23 protein-coding genes are annotated in these 20,077 nt (G+C 63.0%); 17 read left to right on the forward strand and 6 right to left on the reverse strand.

Annotated elements, in window-relative coordinates; translation table 11 throughout:
- Nucleotides 1-72: 72 nt before the first annotated feature.
- The 12 genes from RH858_RS13175 to RH858_RS13230 all read left to right on the forward strand — a co-directional run bounded on the left by RH858_RS13175 (nucleotide 73) and on the right by RH858_RS13230 (nucleotide 12,585).
- Complete coding sequence (locus RH858_RS13175) at nucleotides 73-660, forward strand: hypothetical protein (RefSeq protein WP_310562108.1); 588 nt, start codon at nucleotides 73-75, stop codon at nucleotides 658-660.
- Nucleotides 657-1,310, forward strand: coding sequence for a Rieske (2Fe-2S) protein (locus RH858_RS13180; protein ID WP_310562109.1), 654 nt, complete (start codon nucleotides 657-659; stop codon nucleotides 1,308-1,310). The genes RH858_RS13175 and RH858_RS13180 overlap by 4 nt, the downstream gene beginning before the upstream one ends.
- Nucleotide 1,311: 1 nt before the next feature.
- A complete protein-coding gene (locus RH858_RS13185) occupies nucleotides 1,312-2,805 on the forward strand; it encodes a cytochrome bc complex cytochrome b subunit (RefSeq protein ID WP_310562110.1) in 1,494 nt (497 codons plus the stop codon).
- Nucleotides 2,798-3,031: a hypothetical protein gene (locus tag RH858_RS13190; protein WP_310562111.1), complete on the forward strand. Its 234-nt coding sequence runs from the start codon at nucleotides 2,798-2,800 to the stop codon at nucleotides 3,029-3,031. The genes RH858_RS13185 and RH858_RS13190 overlap by 8 nt, the downstream gene beginning before the upstream one ends.
- Nucleotides 3,028-5,949 carry a molybdopterin-dependent oxidoreductase gene (locus tag RH858_RS13195; protein WP_310562112.1) on the forward strand — a complete coding sequence of 974 codons (2,922 nt, stop codon included), beginning with the start codon at nucleotides 3,028-3,030 and terminating at the stop codon, nucleotides 5,947-5,949. The genes RH858_RS13190 and RH858_RS13195 overlap by 4 nt, the downstream gene beginning before the upstream one ends.
- Nucleotides 5,946-6,986 (forward strand): 4Fe-4S dicluster domain-containing protein, encoded by a 1,041-nt coding sequence (locus tag RH858_RS13200; protein ID WP_310562113.1) that lies wholly within the window; start codon nucleotides 5,946-5,948, stop codon nucleotides 6,984-6,986. The genes RH858_RS13195 and RH858_RS13200 overlap by 4 nt, the downstream gene beginning before the upstream one ends.
- Nucleotides 6,979-7,806 (forward strand): ethylbenzene dehydrogenase-related protein, encoded by an 828-nt coding sequence (locus tag RH858_RS13205; protein ID WP_310562114.1) that lies wholly within the window; start codon nucleotides 6,979-6,981, stop codon nucleotides 7,804-7,806. The genes RH858_RS13200 and RH858_RS13205 overlap by 8 nt, the downstream gene beginning before the upstream one ends.
- Nucleotides 7,803-8,471 (forward strand): molecular chaperone TorD family protein, encoded by a 669-nt coding sequence (locus tag RH858_RS13210; RefSeq protein ID WP_310562115.1) that lies wholly within the window; start codon nucleotides 7,803-7,805, stop codon nucleotides 8,469-8,471. The genes RH858_RS13205 and RH858_RS13210 overlap by 4 nt, the downstream gene beginning before the upstream one ends.
- Nucleotides 8,468-9,331, forward strand: a complete 864-nt coding sequence (locus tag RH858_RS13215; protein WP_310562116.1) for a hypothetical protein — start codon at nucleotides 8,468-8,470, stop codon at nucleotides 9,329-9,331. The genes RH858_RS13210 and RH858_RS13215 overlap by 4 nt, the downstream gene beginning before the upstream one ends.
- On the forward strand, nucleotides 9,328-10,215 hold the full coding sequence (locus RH858_RS13220; RefSeq protein WP_310562117.1) for a HEAT repeat domain-containing protein: 888 nt from the start codon (nucleotides 9,328-9,330) through the stop codon (nucleotides 10,213-10,215). Before RH858_RS13215 ends, RH858_RS13220 begins: the two co-directional genes overlap by 4 nt.
- 169 nt (nucleotides 10,216-10,384) lie before the next feature.
- Nucleotides 10,385-11,008 carry a cyclodeaminase/cyclohydrolase family protein gene (locus RH858_RS13225; protein WP_310562118.1) on the forward strand — a complete coding sequence of 208 codons (624 nt, stop codon included), beginning with the start codon at nucleotides 10,385-10,387 and terminating at the stop codon, nucleotides 11,006-11,008.
- A 296-nt stretch (nucleotides 11,009-11,304) separates the two neighbouring features.
- Entirely contained in the window at nucleotides 11,305-12,585 is a 1,281-nt protein-coding gene (locus tag RH858_RS13230) for an MFS transporter (protein ID WP_310562119.1), read from the forward strand.
- A gap of 8 nt (nucleotides 12,586-12,593) precedes the next feature.
- Here the strand turns inward: RH858_RS13230 and RH858_RS13235 are convergent, their stop codons facing one another.
- The gene (locus tag RH858_RS13235) at nucleotides 12,594-12,851 is read right to left on the reverse strand and encodes a DUF2249 domain-containing protein (protein WP_259532924.1); all 258 of its coding nucleotides are present in this window, start codon (nucleotides 12,849-12,851) and stop codon (nucleotides 12,594-12,596) included.
- 44 nt (nucleotides 12,852-12,895) lie between these two features.
- On the opposite strand from RH858_RS13235, the gene RH858_RS13240 reads away from it, so the two are divergent.
- Both RH858_RS13240 and RH858_RS13245 read left to right on the forward strand, forming a co-directional pair.
- A complete protein-coding gene (locus RH858_RS13240; RefSeq protein WP_259532925.1) occupies nucleotides 12,896-13,216 on the forward strand; it encodes a CGCGG family rSAM-modified RiPP protein in 321 nt (106 codons plus the stop codon).
- A gap of 11 nt (nucleotides 13,217-13,227) precedes the next feature.
- Nucleotides 13,228-13,971 carry a helix-turn-helix domain-containing protein gene (locus RH858_RS13245; RefSeq protein WP_259532926.1) on the forward strand — a complete coding sequence of 248 codons (744 nt, stop codon included), beginning with the start codon at nucleotides 13,228-13,230 and terminating at the stop codon, nucleotides 13,969-13,971.
- Nucleotides 13,972-13,979: 8 nt separating this feature from the next.
- Here RH858_RS13245 and RH858_RS13250 read toward each other — a convergent pair whose 3' ends face one another.
- The gene (locus tag RH858_RS13250; RefSeq protein WP_310562120.1) at nucleotides 13,980-15,074 is read right to left on the reverse strand and encodes a TIGR04053 family radical SAM/SPASM domain-containing protein; all 1,095 of its coding nucleotides are present in this window, start codon (nucleotides 15,072-15,074) and stop codon (nucleotides 13,980-13,982) included.
- A 93-nt stretch (nucleotides 15,075-15,167) separates the two neighbouring features.
- Here RH858_RS13250 and RH858_RS13255 point away from each other — a divergent pair, with 93 nt between their 5' ends.
- The 3 genes from RH858_RS13255 (at nucleotide 15,168) to RH858_RS13265 (ending at nucleotide 16,276) form a co-directional block, all read left to right on the forward strand.
- Nucleotides 15,168-15,596: a MoaD/ThiS family protein gene (locus RH858_RS13255; protein ID WP_259532928.1), complete on the forward strand. Its 429-nt coding sequence runs from the start codon at nucleotides 15,168-15,170 to the stop codon at nucleotides 15,594-15,596.
- A 91-nt stretch (nucleotides 15,597-15,687) separates the two neighbouring features.
- On the forward strand, nucleotides 15,688-15,897 hold the full coding sequence (locus tag RH858_RS13260) for a hypothetical protein (RefSeq protein WP_259532929.1): 210 nt from the start codon (nucleotides 15,688-15,690) through the stop codon (nucleotides 15,895-15,897).
- A gap of 73 nt (nucleotides 15,898-15,970) precedes the next feature.
- Nucleotides 15,971-16,276, forward strand: a complete 306-nt coding sequence (locus RH858_RS13265) for a hypothetical protein (protein ID WP_259532930.1) — start codon at nucleotides 15,971-15,973, stop codon at nucleotides 16,274-16,276.
- Between the two features lie 32 nt (nucleotides 16,277-16,308).
- On the opposite strand, the gene RH858_RS13270 is transcribed toward RH858_RS13265, so the two are convergent.
- From RH858_RS13270 to RH858_RS13285, 4 genes are all read right to left on the reverse strand, one after another.
- Nucleotides 16,309-17,166, reverse strand: coding sequence for a 2Fe-2S iron-sulfur cluster binding domain-containing protein (locus RH858_RS13270; protein ID WP_310562121.1), 858 nt, complete (start codon nucleotides 17,164-17,166; stop codon nucleotides 16,309-16,311).
- 73 nt (nucleotides 17,167-17,239) lie between these two features.
- The gene (locus RH858_RS13275) at nucleotides 17,240-17,458 is read right to left on the reverse strand and encodes a hypothetical protein (protein WP_310562122.1); all 219 of its coding nucleotides are present in this window, start codon (nucleotides 17,456-17,458) and stop codon (nucleotides 17,240-17,242) included.
- A complete protein-coding gene (nrfD, locus tag RH858_RS13280; protein ID WP_310562123.1) occupies nucleotides 17,458-18,738 on the reverse strand; it encodes an NrfD/PsrC family molybdoenzyme membrane anchor subunit in 1,281 nt (426 codons plus the stop codon). Before nrfD ends, RH858_RS13275 begins: the two co-directional genes overlap by 1 nt.
- The gene (locus tag RH858_RS13285) at nucleotides 18,728-20,050 is read right to left on the reverse strand and encodes a 4Fe-4S ferredoxin N-terminal domain-containing protein (protein WP_310562124.1); all 1,323 of its coding nucleotides are present in this window, start codon (nucleotides 20,048-20,050) and stop codon (nucleotides 18,728-18,730) included. Before RH858_RS13285 ends, nrfD begins: the two co-directional genes overlap by 11 nt.
- Nucleotides 20,051-20,077: the final 27 nt, after the last annotated feature.

Genomic DNA, 20,077 nt, shown 5'->3' on the forward strand with positions numbered 1-20,077 from the left:
TGTCTGTACAGATAGCGAACCGTATAGTAGCGGGAACAGGTCCCGCCCCAGACACCGCAGAGGTGTACCGCCGTGAGACGACGAGCGGCTGTCGTCTGGCTCGTCGTCGCGGCGGCGATCGTTCCGATGTGGATAACCGCCCTCTACGGCGGGCTCCCTACGGGGGTCCTGGAGATCAATTACGCCCTCACGGACATCAGGCCGCTGGACGGATTCATCGCGGTTCCCGGAAAGCTCACGCCGAGCCAGGTGGGGGTAATCACCTGGATCGCACTGCTGGGTCTGCTGGGCGTGCTCGCCGGACTCCACCGTTTCATGGAATCGGCGACCCGGCCCGCCTTCCCTGAGGCCGACGGCGGACAGTTCGTCGTTCCTGACTGGTTTGTCACTGAAAAGCGGTGGGTCGTCGAGTACCATCCCGGGGGCGAATCCTCGGAAGGGTTGGTGGTAGTCGCAGCGCTGTCGGTGCTTGCGATCGCCTGTGCGATGCTTTTTGCCGCCGAGTTCGCCACCCTCGTGCGCACCCAGTACATCGGCCTGTACGCGACGGGAATGTTCGTCTCGCTGGCCGCGATGACCGCCGCGTTTTACGCGTGGTTCATGCCCCACGTCGAGGTCGCCGAGCACCGAGGGCACGATGTCGGAGGTGAGACACCGTGACAACCGGTTCGGGCAACGACCGCTGTGGAACCCCCAACCAGCCATGTGATGAGAGCTGTGATGGCGAGGAGTATCCGAGCATCTTCCGCGACGACCGGGCACAAGTCCAGCGTCGAACCCTCACGAAGGGAATCGTTACGGTCGGCGGCGTCGCCTCCGCGCTGAGTCTCGCAGCACCGCTTTCCGCACTCCGGGACGTCGACGTGCTGGATCCCGCCTACACCGGCCCCGTATACGAGGAGAACATTCACCTCGTGGACGCTGACGGCGAGCGGATCCACGAGGAGGACCTCGAGTATGGGGACGTCATAACCGTCTTTCCGGAGCCGAGACCGGACATCCGCGACGCACCGACGCTACTCGTTCGTCATCCCGAACAGGAGTACGCCGAGGAAACCGCACTCGAACACATCGTGAGCGGGTACGCGGCGTTTTCGAAGATCTGTCCCCACATGGCTTGCATGGTGAGCCAGGTCGACGGAAACATTCTGGTGTGCCCGTGTCACATCGGGGAGTTTGATCCGCTCGACGGGGCAGCAGTCGTCGGGGGACCGCCACCGCGTCCCCTGCCGCAACTGCCGATCACGTTGAGCGCCGAGGGGTACCTTATCGCGACCGGGGATTTCCTTGCTCCGGTGGGGGTGGAGTGAGATGAGCCGACTCGACCGATACTACCGGCGCGGCTACGAGTGGTTCGACGAGCGACTGGATCTCGATTCCGAACGGAGTACCCTCGGCAAAGCGTTTCCGGCGGAGGACTCGTTCCTCCTCGGAGAAGTCGCGCTGTTCAGCTTCGTGGTGCTGGTGTTGACCGGGATCTTCCTCGGCTTCTTCTACCAGCCGAACACCGCGATGGTGGAGTACCAGGGCAGCATCGCCCAGTTCCACGGGGAGGAGGTCCCGCAGGCGTTCGCGAGCGTGCTCGCGATCACCTACGACATCTCCTATGGGATGTTCATCCGACGGATCCACCACTGGGCAGCACACCTGTTCATCGCCAGTGCCGCGCTGCACATGATGCGGGTGTTCTTCCAGGGTGCCTACCGGAACCCGCGGGAACCCAACTGGGTGATCGGTGTTCTGCTCGTGGTTCTTGGGATGGCCGCCGGATTCACGGGGTACGTGCTCCCGTACGACAACTTCGCAGCGGAAGCAGCGAGCATCGGATACGTGGTTGCGAGTTCGACCCCGATCGTGGGCGATTCGATCGCGTGGATCTTCTTCGGGGGCGACTACCCGACTGCGCTGTCGATCCCCCGGATGTACTTCCTGCACGTGCTCGTGATCCCGCTTCTCATCGGGATCTTGCTCGCAGCGCACATGGTGATTCTTTACAGACAGAAACACACGGAAGGTGAGCGAGACGAAGATTTCACCGGAGAACCGGTGACGCCCGCAGACGCCCCGACGGCGTCGCCTGTTGACGAAGGTGGGTCCGAGCTGGGCCTTTCGAACGAACCAACGAGCACAGACGGCGGACAACCCGAAACCGCCGCGGCGGCCGGCGGCGACAGAACCGTCGATCGGGACGACGACGGCGTCGTCGTCGGGCTTCCGTTGTTCCCCCAGCAGGCCGCACTCAGTGCGATCGTGTTCTTCCTCACGCTCGGGACACTGTCGCTTCTCTCCGGGTTCTTCTCGGTCCACAACATCGTTGAGTACGGCCCGTACGATCCGACGAGCACGCCCGAGCTGGTTTTACCGGACTGGTATCTGATGTGGATGTTCGGCATCCTGAAGCTGCTCCCCGACTGGGTCGGCGTCGGGCCGCTGACAGTCGAGTTCGTGGGCGGCGTACTGGTCACGGGACTCGTCATCCTCCTGGTCCTCGTGTGGCCGTTCATCGACCGGTACGAGGAGCCAGGCCACTTCGTCGTCGATCCACTCGAGCGAGATTGGCAGACCGCCACCGGCGTGGCGGGGATCGTCTTCCTGTCGATGTTGTCGCTCGGGGGAATGAACACGGTGGTCTCGGATCTCACCGGCATCGCGACGAGCAGCCTCAATCCGATCCTGCTGTCGCTTGCGATTATCCTGCCGATCGTGGCATGGCTGATCGTCTACGCGACGCTGGGTGGCTTCGCCGACGACTCCGGGGACGGCCCGGAGCCGTCGGGACCGTCCGGAGGTGACGAGGATGCGTGAACGGCTGCCGGTCCTGGATCGCCGGACGTACCGGTGGACCGACCGGCTCACGAAGCTCGCGGGCGTCCTGGCCGTCGCCGTCGCCCTCGAGGTCGGTATCGTTTCCGGCGGGGGGATCGCGCTCGCGCTTGCGGGCGTAGTTCTCGCGTTGAGCACTGTCCCGATCGAAACGACGCCGGCAACCGACGCCGGATCGACGGACGCCTTCGAAGGTGAACCTACATGAGCAAGACGGATCCACACGACACGACCGACCGAACCGACGACGCGAACAGCTCCGGAAGCGAGGGCGGCGTCGACCGCCGTCGCTTCCTGCAGGGAACCGGGCTCGCCGCCCTTGCTGGTGCCAGCGGGCTCGGTGCCGCATCGGAACTGCTGAACTTCGGCGGCCTGGAGACGGTCGACGATCCGATCGGCAACTACCCGTACCGCGAGTGGGAAGACCTCTATCGCGAGGAGTGGGACTGGGACAGCGTCGCCCGCTCCACCCACGGGATCAACTGTACCGGCAGCTGTTCGTGGAACGTCTACGTCAAAAACGGCCAGGTGTGGCGCGAAGAGCAGGCCAGCGACTACCCGGACATCAACGAGGAGCTCCCGTCGAACAACCCTCGGGGCTGTCAGAACGGTGCTTGCTTCAGTGATTACGTCAACGCCGACCACCGCGTGAAATACCCGCTCCGCCGGACCGGGGAGCGTGGCGAAGGGAAGTGGGAGCGTATCTCCTGGGACGAAGCGCTCGACGAGATCGCCGAGCACGTAATCGAGAAGGTCCAGGAAGGCGAATACGACGGGATCGACAGCTACACTCCGATCCCCGCGATGAGCCCGGTGTCGTTCGCCTCCGGGACTCGGCTTGTCAACCTCCTCGGTGGCGTCTCCCATTCGTTTTACGACTGGTACTGTGACCTCCCGCCGGGACAGCCGCTGACGTGGGGTCACCAGACGGACAACGCCGAGAGTTCCGACTGGTACAACGCCGACTACATCATCGCGTGGGGATCGAACATCAACATGACACGGATCCCCGACGCGAAGTACTTCGTCGAGTCCAGATACGACGGAGCAAAGACAGTCGGGATCTTCTCTGACTACTCGCAGACCGCGATCCACACCGACGAGTGGCTGGGCCCGGAATACGGCTCCGACGCGGCGCTGGCGCTCGGGATGGCTAACGTCATCGTCGACGAGGAGCTGTACGATCAGGAGCACCTGAAAGAGCAGACGGACATGCCGCTTTTGGTCCGGGAGGACACCGGCAAGTTCCTCCGGGCCTCGGAGGTCGGGATCGACGCTGACGACCCGGAGCACGCAATGGTGATGGTCGACGGGGACGGAGCGTTCCGACTCGCGAAAGGGTCAGTCGGCGACCGCGACGGTCGAACCGATTTCGACGCCTCGATCGAACTGGACTTCGATCCACAGCTCGACGTTCGCACGACCGTCAGTACAGACGACGGGGACGTCCCGGTGCGATCCGTGTGGAACAAACTCCAGGAGCGACTCGCCGAATACACCCCAGAGACCGTCCACGACGAGACGGGTGTCGGGACGGAAACGTACCAGCGGATCGCCCGCGAGTTCGCGAATGCCGACCGGGCGAAGATTATCCACGGCAAGGGCGTCAACGCGTGGTATCACAACGATCTGGGCAACCGGGCGCTCCAGCTTCTGGTCACGCTCACCGGCAACCTCGGGAAGAACGGGACCGGGTTCGACCACTACGTGGGCCAGGAAAAGATCTGGCTGTTCCGCGGCTGGCAGCAACTCTCGTTCCCGACCGGAGATATTCGGGGGATGCCGTCGACGCTGTGGACTTACTACCACGCCGACATCCTCGAGGAACTCGAATCCGACGACAACTGGGTGTCCGGCGAGTATGACACCGCAGATCGGATCAGAGAATCCATCGACGAGGGATGGATGCCGATGTACCCCGAGGAACGAGAAGACGGAACCCGGCCGGATCCGAACACGATGTTCATCTGGCGTGCGAACTACTTCGACCAGGCGAAAGGCGCCGAGTTCGTCGAGGCGAACCTCTGGCCCAAACTGGATCTCGTCGTCGACATCAACTTCCGGATGGACGGGACGGCGCTGTACAGCGACATCGTGCTCCCCGCGGCGACGTGGTACGAGAAATACGACCTGAACGTGACGGACATGCACACGTACGTCCATCCGTTTACGCCGGCAGTCGAGCCGATGGGCGAGTCGAAACCCGACTGGGAGATCTTCCGGCTGATCGCCGAACGGATCCAGGAAATCGCCCAGGATCGCGGGATCGACCCGATTCCGGACCGTAGCTTCGACCGGGAGATCGATCTCCAGTCAGTCCACGACGACTACGTCCGTGACTGGGTCACCGACGAGGAGGATGCGCTGACGGACGGACTGGCCGCCTCGGAGTTCATCATGGAACACTCCGACGAGACGAATCCGGACTACCTCGACGAACAGATCACGTTCGACGACATCGTCGACCAGCCACAGCGGTTTCTCGGGATCGACCCACACTGGACATCTTCGGGCGAACTCGATCAGGACACCGCGTACGTGCCGTGGCAGGATCACACCGAGGACAAAGTGCCGTGGCGGACCTACACAGGGCGTCAACAGTACTACATCGATCACGACTGGTTCCTCGACTTCGACGAGGAGTTACCGACCTACAAGGAGCCGCTCGAGGAACAGGACACCGACGAATACCCCCTCGAGTACATCCAGCCGCACGGTCGACACGCCAAACACTCGACGTGGCGTGACGACCCCAAATCGTTGCGGCTCCAGCGCGGCGAGCCCACAGTCTGGTTGAACCCCGAAGACGCGAAGGAACGTGGCATCGACGACGGCGACACGGTCGTCATGCACAACGAACTCGCGGAGATCGAGTTGGTGGCCAAATACTACCCCAGCCTGCCACAGGGAACCGCGATGCACTACTTCGCCTGGGAGCGGTTCCAGTATCCGAACCGGAAGAACTTCAACAACCTGCTGCCGATGCGCATGAAGCCCACGCAACTGGTTCAGTACCCCGAAGAGAGCGGCGAACACCTGTACTTCTTCCCCAACTACTGGGGTCCCACTGGCGTGAACAACGACACCCACGTCGAGGTGCAGCCGAAAGGAGGTGATTCCGCATGAGCCGCACGGAAACCGCAGACGGCGTCGACAACCAGATCGCGATGGTGCTCGACCTGAACAAATGTATCGGCTGTCAGACGTGTACGATTTCGTGTAAGACCAACTGGACGGACGAGCCGGGCAGGGAGTACATGTACTGGAACAACGTGGAAACCAAACCCGGCGAAGGCTACCCCCGGGGATGGGAGGACGTCGGCGACGGCTGGGCCTCTGAAGACCGTACCGAGCGGTCCCCCGGCGAGATCCCGTCACTGGAGGAGTACGGTCGCTCGTGGGAGTTCAACCATCAGGAGATCTTCTACGAGGGCAGCGACGAGCATCTGGCGCCGGAGGAGGACCCCGACTGGGGACCCAACTGGGACGAGGACGAAGGAGACGGACAGTTCCCCAACTCCTACTACTTCTACCTGCCCAGGTTATGCAACCACTGTACGCACCCCTCCTGTGTGGAGGCGTGCCCCAGACAGGCGGTGTACAAGCGCAGCGAGGACGGGATCGTCCTCGTCGACCAGGAGCGGTGTCGCGGCTACCGTCACTGTGTCGAGGGATGTCCGTACCACAAGATCTACTTCAACGTGGAGGAGAAGACCGCCGAGAAGTGCATCTTCTGTTACCCCCGGATCGAGGGCAACGGCCCCGACGGCGAACAGCACGCCCCCGCATGTGTCGAGTCGTGTGTAACCCAGCTCAGATACGTCGGTCGGCTCGACGACCCGCAGGGACCGATCTACAAGCTCGTCGAGGAGTGGGAAGTCGCACTGCCACTGCACGAGGAGTACCACACCGGTCCAAACGTGTTCTACATCCCGCCGATGTCGCCCGGGCAACACACACAGGAAGGTGAAAGCATCGACGCCGATCGGATCCCGCCGGAGTACCTGGAGGAGCTGTTCGGCGAGGACGTCCACGCCGCCCTGGACACGCTCGAACGCGAGCGCCAACGCGTCAGGGCCGGCGGAGAGAGCGAACTGATGGAGATACTCACGACGAACGACATGGAGAACCAGCACAGAATGGAGGTGTTCGCCGATGACTGACCGCACCCGTCAAGCCGTCGCGGTCGTCGTCGGGATCGCCGCCATCGCAGTCGTATTGCTGGCGTTGTCGGGCCCTGCGCTGGGATATGCGGTCGGCGTAAACGAGCTTCCAGTGACGGAGATGACCGCCGACGATGACCTCGAGGATCCCGAAGCGGAAGCGTGGGGCGAGGTAGAGTCAAAGACGGTCGTCCTCTCGAGCGCCGAAAGCGGTCTCCCCGGATACGAGGACACCGCGGTCGGGTTAGCCGACGTCGAAACAGCGCACACCGACGAACGGATTCACATCCGGTTGACGTGGGATGACGCCACCGCGGACGAAGAGATCGACGACCCGCAAGCCTTCGTCGACGGCGTGGCAGTCCAACTGCCGTTCGAACAGGACAAGGAACCGCCGATCGAGATGGGTAGCGAGGAGCAGCCCGTGAACGTCTGGTACTGGAGCGGGGACGGTGAGGTCGAAGAACTGTACGCCGGCGGCATGGGTTCGACGACCGAGATGGACGAGTCGGCTGTGTCCACGCAGGCTGTCCACGACGACGGTGAGTGGTCCGTCGTGTTTACCCGGGATCTGACCACTGACGACCGGGAGCGGACGGAAATCGCGACGGACCAGCGCCTGAACGTCGCGTTCGCCGTGTTCGACGGCGACAACGCAGAGCGCGGCGGTATCAAGGCCGCAAGCGAATGGTACCACTATCCGATGGACCCCGAGCCGGGTCCGTCGGTGCTCGAGTTGGTGCTGTGGACTGTCGGCGGACTCGCGATCGTCGCAGTGCTCGTGATGACCGTCTACGGGATCAGGAACGTGAAACAATGACTGGACATGGAACGACGGTCGACTCCGCCGACGAATCAGGCACAGTCGAACTCGAGGACGGCGAGGTCGATACGACACTCGCCAGTCGAGCGACCGTGTACGGGCTTTTCGTGCGGCTGTTCGACGAACCCGACGAGCAGGTGTACGAAGCCATCGATGACGGGAGCCTCTCTCAAGAGCTTGCAACCCTGGTCGAACGAGCCGACCTCGAGATCGACTCGCCCCAGTTGGAAACTGACGACGACCTGCGTACGCTGAAAGCGCGGTTCAACGACATCTTCGAGGTCGGCGTCCCGATGCCCTCCGTCCCCCTGTACGAGTCGTCCCACCGCGACGACGTCTCCTGGCACGACCTCAACCTCGATCTCGCCCGGGCGTACGACTACTACGGCCTGGACGTCGACGACTCGAACCGCGAAGATCACGACAATCTTCGCCTCCAACTGGAGTTCGCGAGCTACCTCGCCCGACGGGAGGCGGTCGGCGATCCCGACGCGCGTGCAGCCAGACGCGACTTCCTGGATCGCCACCTCACAGTGTTCGCCCGGCAGCTGAGTGACGCAATCGAGTCGGAACCGAACACTGGCGTATACGGGGAACTCGCCGATTTCCTCGAGGCGTTCGTGGCGGCCGAACACCGGTCACTCGCATCGACAGACCAATGACCAAAACCACGTCGCTCTCGCGTCGAGCTTCGACCCGACTCCGTCCACAGCGGCGGCCTCAGCTGTTTCGGACGATCGTGCTCGGCGTCGCATTCGTGACTGTGGCTGTCTTGACAACTGTCGGAACGCTCGGACAGAGCCGGTTTGCGGAGGTGCTTCCCGCGTTCGCAACCGCGGTCGACTGGGGCGTTCTGGCTCTTTTGACGCTCGGGGCGGTCGGGTTCGTGATCGCCGCGACGGTCGACAGCGACCTCGGGACGGTCGGGTTCGTGACCGTCGGCGCCTTCGCGATTCTGGGGACAGTCGCGGACGGTGCGTTCCTGCCCGCCGTCGGCGCGACGCTGGTCGGCAGCAGCGTTGCTGCCGCCAGCCAACTTCCGATCGCCACGTCGCTGCGATCGGTCACCGCCTGGGGCGTCACGGGTGCGCTACTGATCGGTACCGGCGCCTCGATCGTCGGGGCGCTCGGCGTCGAACCGGCGACGTTGCGAACCATGGGTGGCGTCCTGCTGTTCGCCGGACTGGCTGCCCTTCCGCTGTGGGTCGGCGTCGGCGGGATCGACGCCGCGCTCGGGGTCTTCGTCGGAGCGTTCCTCGTCGGGATCGGCACCGGGGCCCCGGCTATCATGGGCGCGGTGTTGCTCAGCGGCCTGGGGGTCGTCGGCGTTCCGCTCGTGCTCGTGGCCGTCGGCGTCGCCGGCGCCGTGGCGGCAATCTCGGGAGCGCTCCGACAGGGGCGCCCGGTGACCGCTATCGGGGCCGGGCTCGTCCTCACCGCCGGCGTCCCGGTATCGCTTCCCGCTGTGACTGCGGTGGCAGTCGGCGCGGCAACGATTGCGGTACGTGAGGGAGAACGATGACAGATGAACCGGCGGAAAACGACCGACACGACACGGATAGCAACGATCGAAACGGGAAGGCCACGGACGAACGACTGAACCCGGCCCGCAGTCCGGGGGTCGGTGACGGTCCGAAAGAGCTCTCGGAGATCGAAGTGAGCCGCGACGTGACGCTCGGAACCGCCGATCCCGAAGAGTTCACCGCGACCGACACGGCCCCGGTCGCGGACGCGACTGTCGAAGAACTCTGTACGACGTTACAGGACGGCGACCGCGTCGACAGGCGCCGGGCGGCCGTCGCGCTCGCACAGCGTCCGGCAGTCGAGGCAGCCGTCGAGCCGCTCAGGACGGCCGTCCTCGAGGATCCGGATCCGGACGTGCGTCAGTTCGCCGTCGAAGCACTCGCGTCGCAGGGCGACGAGACGGTCCGCGAAGCGGTCGAGGCAGCCGCGTCCGACGACAACCCCTGGGTTCGCGCCGAGGCGGTAGTCACGCTCGATTCGCTCGATCGCGAGGAGAGCCTCCCCGTGCTCGAGTGGCTGCTCGAAGACGATCACCCGGCAGTTCGCAGGAATGCGATGATCTCGCTGTACAAAGCACGTGGCGAGGAAGCAGTCGAGACGCTCGTCGCTGGGCTGTCCGACCCCGACGAACGGGTTCGCGAGTGGGCGGCGGAACTGCTCGGCGGCACCGACGATGATCGTGCCCGTGAGGAACTCACGCGAACTGCAGATGACGACGAGAGCGACTTCGTCCGCGTGACGGCGAAGCGGGCTCTGGGGGAATCCTCCCCGTTCGACGGCGGAGGATCTGTCCGCCCGGGGGGGTCGAATCTCCGTTCAGTCCCCGGAAAGTCGTCTGAGGGCGACGGTTCGAGAGATCTGAATGACGCACCCGATCTGTAGTTGATTTCCCGCTGGACCGTACCCGGCGACAATTACCGAACAGACCTGGTCGAAACGCTGGTCGAGGTCGTCGCTGAAAATTTTGGCGACGCGAACAGACACTCGATCCTTCCGTGAGGGCGCTGGAACTGAAGCCAACCGTAATGGCCGGGGAGGGGTAACTGTGAACATGAACGTTGGCGAGGTGTCGATCGGAGCGTTCCTCGAGGCAGTGGCTTCAGAGCGGATCGTTCCAGCCGGGGGGACCGCTGCTGCGGTTGCCGGCGCGACCGGGGCAGCATTGTGTGAAATGACCTGCATTCACGCGGAACAGGCAACCGTCGAGCGATCGCCAGCGGAGGTCGAACTGCTCGCGGAAGCCCGTGAGGAACTGCAACGAGCACGCGTCCGCTTGCTCCAACTGGGGGACGCCGACGCCGAGGCCATCGAAGCGTTGCAGTCGGTGCTTCGGGGAGCCGACACCGACAGCGAGGAGACGACCACAGAGCAACGCCGGGCAACCGGCGTACCGCTTACGATCGCGGAAGCGTGTCTCTCGGTCCTGGAAGCCGCCGAAGTCGCCGTCGAACTCGGTGCCGAGAACGCCAGCCCTGACGCTGTCACGGGCGTGTTACTCGCCGAAAGTGCACTCGAGTCGGCCTTATATATCGTCCGGCACAACACCGCGGACCTCGAGAACGATTCCTTCGCCGGGACGGTCAGAAATCGGGCGGCGGAAATCGATACGAAAGCCGACTATGCCGTCGAGTGTGCTCTGGCGGATATTGACGTGGCTATCCGGGAGAGAAGGTAGAGACCAGGGACGAGGAATCGACGACAATGCACCGAAGAGAGTTGGAGAAGGTGGACTGTTGACATCGGAACCCGAAAGTGTAGAACCGTCGGTGGGGATCGTCTGTGAAATGTCGATTGATAAATGACACCGGAAGATTGCCTCCGGGGCGACCGATCGTTCGAGTACTCACGATCGGGTGTTTTCCAGTACTGACGGCTGTTCGGGACACGTAACTGGTACGGAGAGATTTCTCGCCGACTCATTCGTAACCTACTTTCCAGGTGCGATTGACGTATTCACTGTTAGTTACTCTCATGGAACTTCTATCGGATCCGAAAAGGCGCCGCTGGCTTGGCTGGGGATCCCTGATCGGCGTCTTCCTGCTCGTCAACGTTCACCGTCTGTCGACGGCTGTTCTCTCCGAAGAACTGATCGCCGCGTTCGGTGTGACGGCGTCCCAGCTGGGCACGCTACACGCCTCCTTTTTCGTCATTTACGCGCTCGTCCAGATCCCGACGGGGATCCTTGCCGACCGATACGGCGCGCGGTTCGTCGGGACGGCTGGTGCGATCACCCTCAGCGCCGGTGCGGTCGGGTTCGCACTCAGTAACGGCTACCTCGCGGCGTTTCTCTCCCGTGCGCTGATCGGTCTCGGAAGCGGAGTCATTTTCATCTCCACGATCCGGTTCTGTGCGAACTGGTTTCGGGCACGCGAATTCGCGACGATGACGGGGCTTACCGCCGGTATGGCGGGCCTCGGAGCGATCATCGCGACGACGCCGCTGGCGATGCTCATCGGGGCGCTCGGCTGGCGACCGACGATACTCGCGTTCGCAGCGGTCGGGTTCCTCGCTGGAGCGGGCGTCTGGGTGGTGGTTCGGCGCTCGCCCGCCGAAGCCGGACTCGAGCCGATCGAGAACGTTCCCGAGGCGTCGTCGGTGACCCTTGAGGAGACGCTCGGGAATTTGCGACGGTTGCTGGGCGATCCCGACCAGTGGCTGCTTTCGATCGTCTTTTTCTCGGCGATGGGGACCATTCTGACGGTGATCGGGCTCTGGGGGGTGCCGTATCTGGTCGTGGTCCACGACCTCGACGTCACGACGGCCTCGTACTTCACGCTTATCGGGGCTGTCGGCATGCTCCTCGGGGGCCCAGTGGTCGGCTGGATATCCGACAGGCTGGGGCGGCGATTGCTCCCGATGATCGTCGGTCTCGGGCTGTTTACGGTCGCCCTCGCCGTGATTCCGGTCTCGGGGTCTCCCCCGTTGCCCGTCGTCGCACTCGCCTACTTCGTGATCGGACTCGGCCTCGGATTCACTGCGCTTGCACTCCCCGTGATCAAAGAACTGTACCCGGCCGAGGCGAGCGGCGTCGCCACTGCGACCGTCAACGGGGCGGGATTCCTCGGCGCCGCTGTTTTGCCGCCGGTCATGGGCATCGCGCTCGATCAGTACCGGACGGGAGAGATCGTCGCGGGAGCGGTCGTTTATTCGGAGTTCGGCTATCGGATCGCGTTCGCGATCACCACGGTCGCCGTCGCGCTGTCGGTCTGTTGTGCGATCTGGTTCTCTCTGAGACAGCGCGACTCCGCATGAGGGATCCCTCAGGCGTGTTCGATCTCGATATGCCAGCAGTCGGGTTCCGGGTTGGTCGCCGTGTAGGTGAACCCGCGACGTTCGAGGACCTCGTACAGCGGTTCCGGTTCGAAGCTGTTGATCAGCAGCAGTGATTCGTCGCGATCCAGTCCCTCCAGCGCAGCCATGACGTCATCGCAGGGTTTACCCTCGATCTCCCGGACGTCGAGTTTGGGCATCACATCCGTCCGTTTGGTCCGGGTGGCCATCCGGATTAATGCGAACATGTTCGCCGCCACGGGCTCCCCGGTGCAGCGCCGAGGAAACAGTAATGAGTAGTGATTCGACATCCCCCGCACCCGGATCCAACGACCAGGTTCACGAGACGTCGTGGTCCGCAAACCTCGAAGGGCCCGAGCACGCCGACGACAGGGATCGCGTGCTCGCGGAGGCGATCGACGCCGTCGATCGTACCGCCCCCGGATGCCACGTGAACCTCGTCACGCACGCGAGCCACGGCCACCCGTCCGACTACCTCTTCGGTGTGCTCCACGAGCAGTTCGGGTCGAAAGACGGGATCGAAATCGACGTCGAATACGTGGATCAGTGTGGGTGTGGGGGATACGTCACGCGAGTACACCTGGAGGAGTAGGTTGAATACGGATGCCCGACCACAGCTCGCCCGTCGATGCACATTACCGGCTGGAGTCCCGACGGGAGGACATGACGCAGGCCAGACTGAACGTCACCCTCCCGCCGGGACCATGGATCGCAGAGATCTCCCGGCGACATCCCGAGGTGACGTTCCGCGTGCTCACCGCGATCCCAGCCGAGGGTCGGGGGATCGCGCTGGTTCAGATCCACGCGCCGGACCCGGACGCGATTCTCGCAGAGGTGACGGACCACGAGACGGTGATCGACTGCTCGACGCTCCAGCGGACCGAGGCGACGGCGACCATCCAGATCGAGACCGCCACGCCGGTCATTCTCCCGGCTGCCAAGCAGGCCGGGATCTCCGTCGAGATGCCCGTCGAGATCCGGGATGGAGTCGCCACGGTCGACGTCGCCGGCGCACACGAGAAGCTCTCGGCACTGGGCGAGCAGTTCGAGGCGATGGGGCTGGAGTTCGACGTCGAATACGTCCACGAGCGACGACACCCCGAACAGCTGTTGACATACAGACAACAGGAGGTGCTCCGAACTGCAGTCGAGATGGGATATTACGACACCCCGAGGAAGTGTACGCTGACGGAACTCGCCGAGGAACTGGCCATCGCCAAGTCAACCTGTAGCGACATTCTCCACCGGATCGAGGAGACGATCGTCAAACAGTTCCTGGAAGACTTGCCCCCGCTGATCGGCGGCGACGCGGAGACGACTGAATCAGCGAGAATACGCCGAGAGTAACGGATCGTTCAGATCGCGTCTTCAGTGATGGCAAACTGTTCCAGTGGCAGCGGGCCGTCGTACTCGTCGGGCACGTACGGACACAGCGGATCGCCACTGTAAGCGTACGCCCGAGATCGGCTGCCGCCACAGACGTGTTTGAACTCGCAGGCACCACACTTTCCTTTGAACTGGTCTTCCTCACGCAGTCGCTCGAACAGCGGCGCATCGCGGTAGATGTCGACGATGCTCTCTTCGCGAACGGAGCCGGCCGGTTCGGGGAGGAACCCGGAGGGATACACCTGCCCCAGATGACTGACGAACGCAAAGCCGTCCCCCGCCCTGATTCCAACGCGCCGGCCGATGCCGTCGCGGTCGTCGCTTTCGGCGCTCCCGTCGCTGTTCCGCTGGATCGCGACCCGTCGATACTGGGGAGCTTCGGTGGTCTTCACGCCGAAAGAGCGTTCGTTCGCCTGATCCAGCAGCCACTCCATCACCCGATCGGCGCGCTCGGGATCGATCGGGTCCAGGATTCGTCCCCGACCGATGGGCACCAGGAAGAACACCGACCACAGCACTGTCCCCAACTCCTCTGCGAGGTCTGCAAGGGCAGGGAGTTCCTCGACGGTCTCCGCACAGACGGTGGTGTTGAGCTGGAGCGGAATGCCTGAATCGCGGGCGTGTCTCGCGGCTGTCATCGTGCTTTTAAAGCTCCCTTCCTCCCCGCGGAACTCGTCGTGGGCTGTCGCCGTCGTCCCGTCGAGGCTGACCGCGAGCCGCTTCAGTCCCGCGTCGGCGAGGTCGTCGATCACCGCCGGGGTGAGCGATTCGGTCCCGCTTGGGGTGAGTGTCATCCGGAGGCCCAGCTCCGTGCCGTACTCGACGAGGTCGACGAGGTCTTCGCGGGCGAGGGGATCGCCCCCGGAGAGCACGACGAGCTGCCCCTTCCCGAACTCCGCCGCGTCCTCGAGAAACGCTTCGGCCTCCGCGGTCGTGAGCTCGTCGGGATGCCGGTCCGGCTGGGCGTCCGCCCGGCAGTGTTTGCACTCGAGTTCACACGCCTGGGTCACCTCCCAGATGAGGACGAAGGGCTGCTGTTCCGTGTCGATAGCGTGTGGGTTCATTGGTTGTGTGGGCCAACGGACCGTATCCGAGTGAATGCCCGTACGAACATGTTCGCCCGATTTCTTTGGCCGTTAGAACTCCTATCGCGCACGATGACACCACAGCGTACGCAAAAAACTGGGGGTGACCAGGACACACAACCTGCAGCAGACGACCGCGCCGAGACGACCGTCGAGGTCCGGTGTACGGGTCACGTCCGCATGGAACTGGGAGACCACTCGTTCGAGTACACGTTCGAGGGGACGACCCTCCGGGAGTTCCTCGAGGAATTCTTCGCGGAGTATCCCGAAATCGAGTCGATGATCATCGCCTCGCGGGAGGAGGAGGCGACCGCCCGCGGCTGGGCACCGGTGGATGATCCGCCGGGAACCTGGCGAAAGAATCCCGAAGGGGAACAGACCGTCGCGTTCGCCAGGGTCATGGTCAACGGTCGGTTCAACGAGAACCTGGACGGGTTCGACACGCAGCTTTCCGATGGCGACCGGGTGGCGCTGGTGTATCCGTTTATGTTCTGTCTGTAAGAGGGCCGAGAGAGTTGACACCGGAACGTTCGTTCGGGCATCCAAAGCGACGGCGGCACGTTTTATTTCCCGGGGCAACGCAGACGAGGACATGGACGACTCGACTGCCATGCTGCTCGCGGCGATCGGCGGAGTAGTAACACTACTGACAGTACTTGCAGGACTGGTACAGCTCCCGAGTTCGCTTGTAGGACCGGGAGGAATCGCGACCGGAATAACACTCGTGATTACTGCCGGTGTTGCACTCCTCATCGTCGTTGCGGGTCGGCAGTGGGGTGGCCCGGAGACTGTTTACTGGTAACGATGCATCAGTCTGCCCGAAGGAACAGACAGTTTTCGACACCGTTAGGCATTCGGACCCCGGTCAATCGGATATGGCCGACGACGCCTCGACGGGCGACCGGACGGACGAAGCCGAACTGACGCGGGACGGAATCACCGCCCGGTACGTCACCAGAGACACGGAGAGAGTCTTGCAGTTCACAATTGACGACCGGACCGCCGTCGTCGCCCAGAACACTGACGGCTATGCGATGGTTCGCGTTCGGCGCCGCGTCGACGGTGACGAACTCGAACGCTACTACGGCTTCGAGATGGCGCTGGATCACGCCGCCGAACTCCTCGGCGTTTCCCCTCACCGGCTACCGATTCCAGAGCCGGCAGCCGACATGGGAATGTGACCTCCCTCATCGGGCGGTCGGTGGGCGCCCCGTCACAGATCGCCCGCTCTGTTCGACTCGAGTTCGAATTCGCCACGGGGTTGTGCGGTACACGGTAGCACGTAACCCTCACGCAGGGCGTCTTCGTCGAGTGGACCGTATCCGATCGACTCGTGTTCGACCAGTTCGGTCGCGTCCCCGTCGATTCGGGCGAGACAGACGCCACATCGCCCCACACGACACTGGTACGGCAGTTCGTCGAGCCCCACGTCTTCGGCAGCGGTGAGCAGATTTTGTCGTTCGCCGACCGGAATGATCCATCCTTCGTTGACGTACCTGATAGCGTGGCGTCTCCCGACGTCTCCAGGTTCGTCGTTCGGTTCCTCGCCGTTGTCCGGATCATCCGGCGCGAACTCCTCGAGCTCGTCCGGGGAAATACCGGTCGTCACAGAGAAGTCGCTGCGTGGCTGACTCGTGCAGGGCAGGAAATACCCCGCCTCGACGGCTGCCTCGGTCAGTCGGTCGTAGTTGTTAGTCGCCATGTGTACGGCCGAGGTGGCGTCGTCGTCCGCCCGCGAGAGACAGACGCCACAGAATCCGGCTCGACAGTCGGACGGCAGCGAGAGGTCCTGCTCTTCGGCCGCTCGTAATACTGTTTGGCTGCCCCTGATTTCGATCGTGGTCTCCTGTTCTGCAAACGAGACGTCGTACACCTCGTCGCCTCCGCGGATCTGGTGCTCCCCGGGCGCCCCGAGGAGGCCGGTACAGCCGGCCAGCGCGGCCGACCCGCCGGCTGCCAGTCCGGCGAGTATTCGCCGTCGTTTCGTGGGACACACGTTCGGTCCGTCCGTCGAGTCCGCGTCACAGTCCGCGCACGTTGGATCCGTGTTCGTGTTTTGTGAATCGGTCATGAGTCTTTTGAAGGATTTTGTGTGTTGGTTGTTGGCTTGGAGGGCTTCTGCGGTGAACTGTGGGTCGTTCGTGTCATAGCGGTAGATTCGCGATAATCCAAAATCCGATCCCGAGCAGTGCAGTGGAGACGATCATCGCGACCGTGATCACACCCATGTAGACAAATCCGATCGCCGGCGTCCGATACTCCCGCGGTTCGGCGAACAACCACGCTGCGACAGTCACGTACACGGGCATCAGGATCAGAAACACGATGACGAGCGCGCCGACGGGGAGCTGGTGAGCGGCCATTACCGATCCACCTCCCTGCTGGAATCCCGCGCGAGAGGGATTACTTTCGCGATAACGACGAACAAAAGCAGCGCTATCGCGATCGCACCGGTGGTGATGATCCACTCGACGATCGTCGGATTGTAGCTTCCGATGAACCCGGGCACCACGGGGAACACCAGCGGTTCGATGACCTTCAGGATCGACTTGATCCAGACGCCAAGCATCATCGAGAATGAAAGCACGTTGATGTATTTCACACCCAGTTGGTACTTGAATATCGCGAGCAATAGCGTGGGCACCCCGACCAGAACGATACTCGAATAGAAGAACGGCGAGAGCGAGCCGAACAGGATGGCGTCGCTGATTCGCTGTTCGAAGAACTGTTGCATTCCGGTCAGTCCCTGGAGCACCTCGTTGAACATCACGACCAGGAAGACGAACCCGAAGGTAGTGAGCGCCTGTCCGAGCCCACGCATGACACGATCGGAGAGTTTGTCGTGCCAGTCGAACTGCAACCGCAAGATCCCGGCCGAAAGCGTCACGAGGGCGGTCCCGGCGACCAGCCCGTTGATGACGAATATGATCCCTTGCTCGCGTCCGAAAAAGCCCGGTTGTTGGCCGACGACTCCGAGGAGGATCCCGGGGATCATCCCGGCCGTGAACGCCAGCACCATCAGGCCGAGGCCGAGCCACTTTCGCATCGACTCGAGTTTGGGAATCTCCGCTTCTGTTGCCCCGAGGCTGACCACTCGCCTGACGACATCTGCATGCAGGGGGAGTGAACCTTCGGTGCGGAGAAAGTCGAGTCGGAGCGATATCGAAAGCATCGTCAGCGTAAACACCAGAAGCGTCGTCACGAAGGTGACGTCCCACGCGAGCGGCGAGTGAACCACGGTCGAGGGCCACTGAGCGAGGATCGTCAACACCCGATGTGGCGTCCCGAGATCGATGATGATCAGCCAGGCCGCAGTGAGCCCGCAGATGAACGCCCAGATGTTGGCGATCCGGGCGATCATGTCGTACTCGTCGAGTTCGTAAAACCGGATGTACCCCGTGATCGCGAGAGTGGCGACGGCCATCCCGGCGAACCATTCGAACGTCCCGATGTACAGTCCCCAGGTGGCGCCAGCCTGTGTTCCCTGGGCAGCCAGATCCGTGACAACCAGGCCGTGCTGGACCTGGTGGACGATCGCCTCGAGGGTAAGAAGCGCTATCGCTGTAAGGAAGACGATCAACCCCAGGAGACGAGTCGATACCCCCGAGAGGTGGTCCCAGCTGTACTCGGTTCTAGCTGCCATCCTCATCACTTCCCTGAGTTGGATATTCTACGGGTGGTCGCCCCTTCCGTTCGCGTGTCAGATCCCGGTGCATGTCCTCGACCGTTCGCGGCCCCTCAACCGGCGTTGCGGGACCTCCCGGCTCGTCCCCGACGTAAATGACGTTCGGGTCAGTTCCCATCCATTCAAGCAGCCTGAACGTGCTGGCGTCGTCGTCGAGTTCTTCCAGATGCTGGCGGGGGGCGCTTTCGGAGTCCTCCAGGTTTCCGAAGTGAATCGCATCGACCGGACAAACCTCCTCGCAGGCTGTCGTCCCGCGTAGCTCCTCGTCGTCGGAATCCTGCCGGTGGACGCAGAACGTACATTTCCCCATCACTCCCTGGGGCGGGTTTCCTCCCGCGTGGACTCCACCAGTAGTTTCCCGTGGATTGTCGATGTCGAGGTGATCGCCGAACTGTTCGAGTTCGCGTGGTTCCCCCCACTGGAGGTAGTTGACGCCGTACGGACAGGCGATTTCGCAGTAGCGACAGCCCACACACAGGTCGTAATCGGTCATCACGATGCCGTCTTCCTCGCGTTTGTAACGGGCCTGCACCGGACACGCCGTCGAACACGACGGCTCCGAACAGTGCTGACACGGGCGCGGGAGGTACGACTCCCGATCACGGTAGTCGTCCTCGACGTATCGGTGGACGAACATCCACAGGGCGTCGGCCGTGTTGTTGTTCTCCTCGTTGCAGGCTTCGACACACTGGAGACAGGCGACACACTGGTTGGTGTTTATCGCCATTCCCATCTGGACGTCGCCGTCGCCGTCATCGGCGTGACCGCCGCCCGCCGCACCCTCGAGACTCCCCAGGCCAACTGCCGCAGCGCCCAGCATTCCCGCAGTTTTGAGTACCGAGCGACGCGAATGCTCCTCTCCAGGTACACCCGGCAGCGCGCCGTCGTCCCCACCGCCGCCTCCTCCACCACCGCTTCCCCCACTGCCGCTTCCTCCACCGCCGCTTCCTCCACCGCCGCTTCCTCCGGCGGCACCACAACTACAGTTTCCGCAACCACAGGTTTCGCCACCGCTTTTTTTGCCCTCGCTGAACTCCGCCGATTCCATCGCTTCACCCCGCCTGTCGATACCGAACTCTTCGAGAACCTGCTCGTGGTATCGCCCGTAAAATTCGCTCTCGGACAGATCCCCGTCGGCCAACCGCAGCGCGTCCCTGGCCATCTCCCGACCCAGTTTGGTGTCGAAATCGACGTCTGCCAGTTTTTCGTTCGCCCAGTCTTCCCACTCCGGATCTCCCGGTTCGGGCGGCATGTTACCAAGTAGCGCCATTGACAACCTGTATTATTAAGGTTAGAC

The sequence above is a fragment of the Halalkaliarchaeum sp. AArc-GB genome, from assembly GCF_031432225.1.
Lineage (GTDB): Archaea > Halobacteriota > Halobacteria > Halobacteriales > Haloferacaceae > Halalkaliarchaeum.

Bases quoted from the DNA above. Each gene is read 5' to 3' on its own strand.
- RH858_RS13240 (WP_259532925.1), top strand. From the start codon at position 12,896: ATGAGTAGTGATTCGACATCCCCCGCACCCGGATCCAACGACCAGGTT.
- RH858_RS13270 (WP_310562121.1), bottom strand. From the start codon at position 17,166: ATGACCGATTCACAAAACACGAACACGGATCCAACGTGCGCGGACTGT.
- RH858_RS13205 (WP_310562114.1), top strand. From the start codon at position 6,979: ATGACTGACCGCACCCGTCAAGCCGTCGCGGTCGTCGTCGGGATCGCC.
- RH858_RS13210 (WP_310562115.1), top strand. From the start codon at position 7,803: ATGACTGGACATGGAACGACGGTCGACTCCGCCGACGAATCAGGCACA.
- RH858_RS13225 (WP_310562118.1), top strand. From the start codon at position 10,385: ATGAACGTTGGCGAGGTGTCGATCGGAGCGTTCCTCGAGGCAGTGGCT.
- RH858_RS13260 (WP_259532929.1), top strand. From the start codon at position 15,688: ATGGACGACTCGACTGCCATGCTGCTCGCGGCGATCGGCGGAGTAGTA.
- RH858_RS13285 (WP_310562124.1), bottom strand. From the start codon at position 20,050: ATGGCGCTACTTGGTAACATGCCGCCCGAACCGGGAGATCCGGAGTGG.
- RH858_RS13200 (WP_310562113.1), top strand. From the start codon at position 5,946: ATGAGCCGCACGGAAACCGCAGACGGCGTCGACAACCAGATCGCGATG.
- RH858_RS13250 (WP_310562120.1), bottom strand. From the start codon at position 15,074: ATGAACCCACACGCTATCGACACGGAACAGCAGCCCTTCGTCCTCATC.
- RH858_RS13255 (WP_259532928.1), top strand. From the start codon at position 15,168: ATGACACCACAGCGTACGCAAAAAACTGGGGGTGACCAGGACACACAA.
- RH858_RS13235 (WP_259532924.1), bottom strand. From the start codon at position 12,851: ATGTTCGCATTAATCCGGATGGCCACCCGGACCAAACGGACGGATGTG.
- RH858_RS13185 (WP_310562110.1), top strand. From the start codon at position 1,312: ATGAGCCGACTCGACCGATACTACCGGCGCGGCTACGAGTGGTTCGAC.
- RH858_RS13220 (WP_310562117.1), top strand. From the start codon at position 9,328: ATGACAGATGAACCGGCGGAAAACGACCGACACGACACGGATAGCAAC.
- RH858_RS13190 (WP_310562111.1), top strand. From the start codon at position 2,798: ATGCGTGAACGGCTGCCGGTCCTGGATCGCCGGACGTACCGGTGGACC.
- RH858_RS13215 (WP_310562116.1), top strand. From the start codon at position 8,468: ATGACCAAAACCACGTCGCTCTCGCGTCGAGCTTCGACCCGACTCCGT.
- RH858_RS13195 (WP_310562112.1), top strand. From the start codon at position 3,028: ATGAGCAAGACGGATCCACACGACACGACCGACCGAACCGACGACGCG.
- nrfD (WP_310562123.1), bottom strand. From the start codon at position 18,738: ATGGCAGCTAGAACCGAGTACAGCTGGGACCACCTCTCGGGGGTATCG.
- RH858_RS13265 (WP_259532930.1), top strand. From the start codon at position 15,971: ATGGCCGACGACGCCTCGACGGGCGACCGGACGGACGAAGCCGAACTG.
- RH858_RS13245 (WP_259532926.1), top strand. From the start codon at position 13,228: ATGCCCGACCACAGCTCGCCCGTCGATGCACATTACCGGCTGGAGTCC.
- RH858_RS13275 (WP_310562122.1), bottom strand. From the start codon at position 17,458: ATGGCCGCTCACCAGCTCCCCGTCGGCGCGCTCGTCATCGTGTTTCTG.
- RH858_RS13230 (WP_310562119.1), top strand. From the start codon at position 11,305: ATGGAACTTCTATCGGATCCGAAAAGGCGCCGCTGGCTTGGCTGGGGA.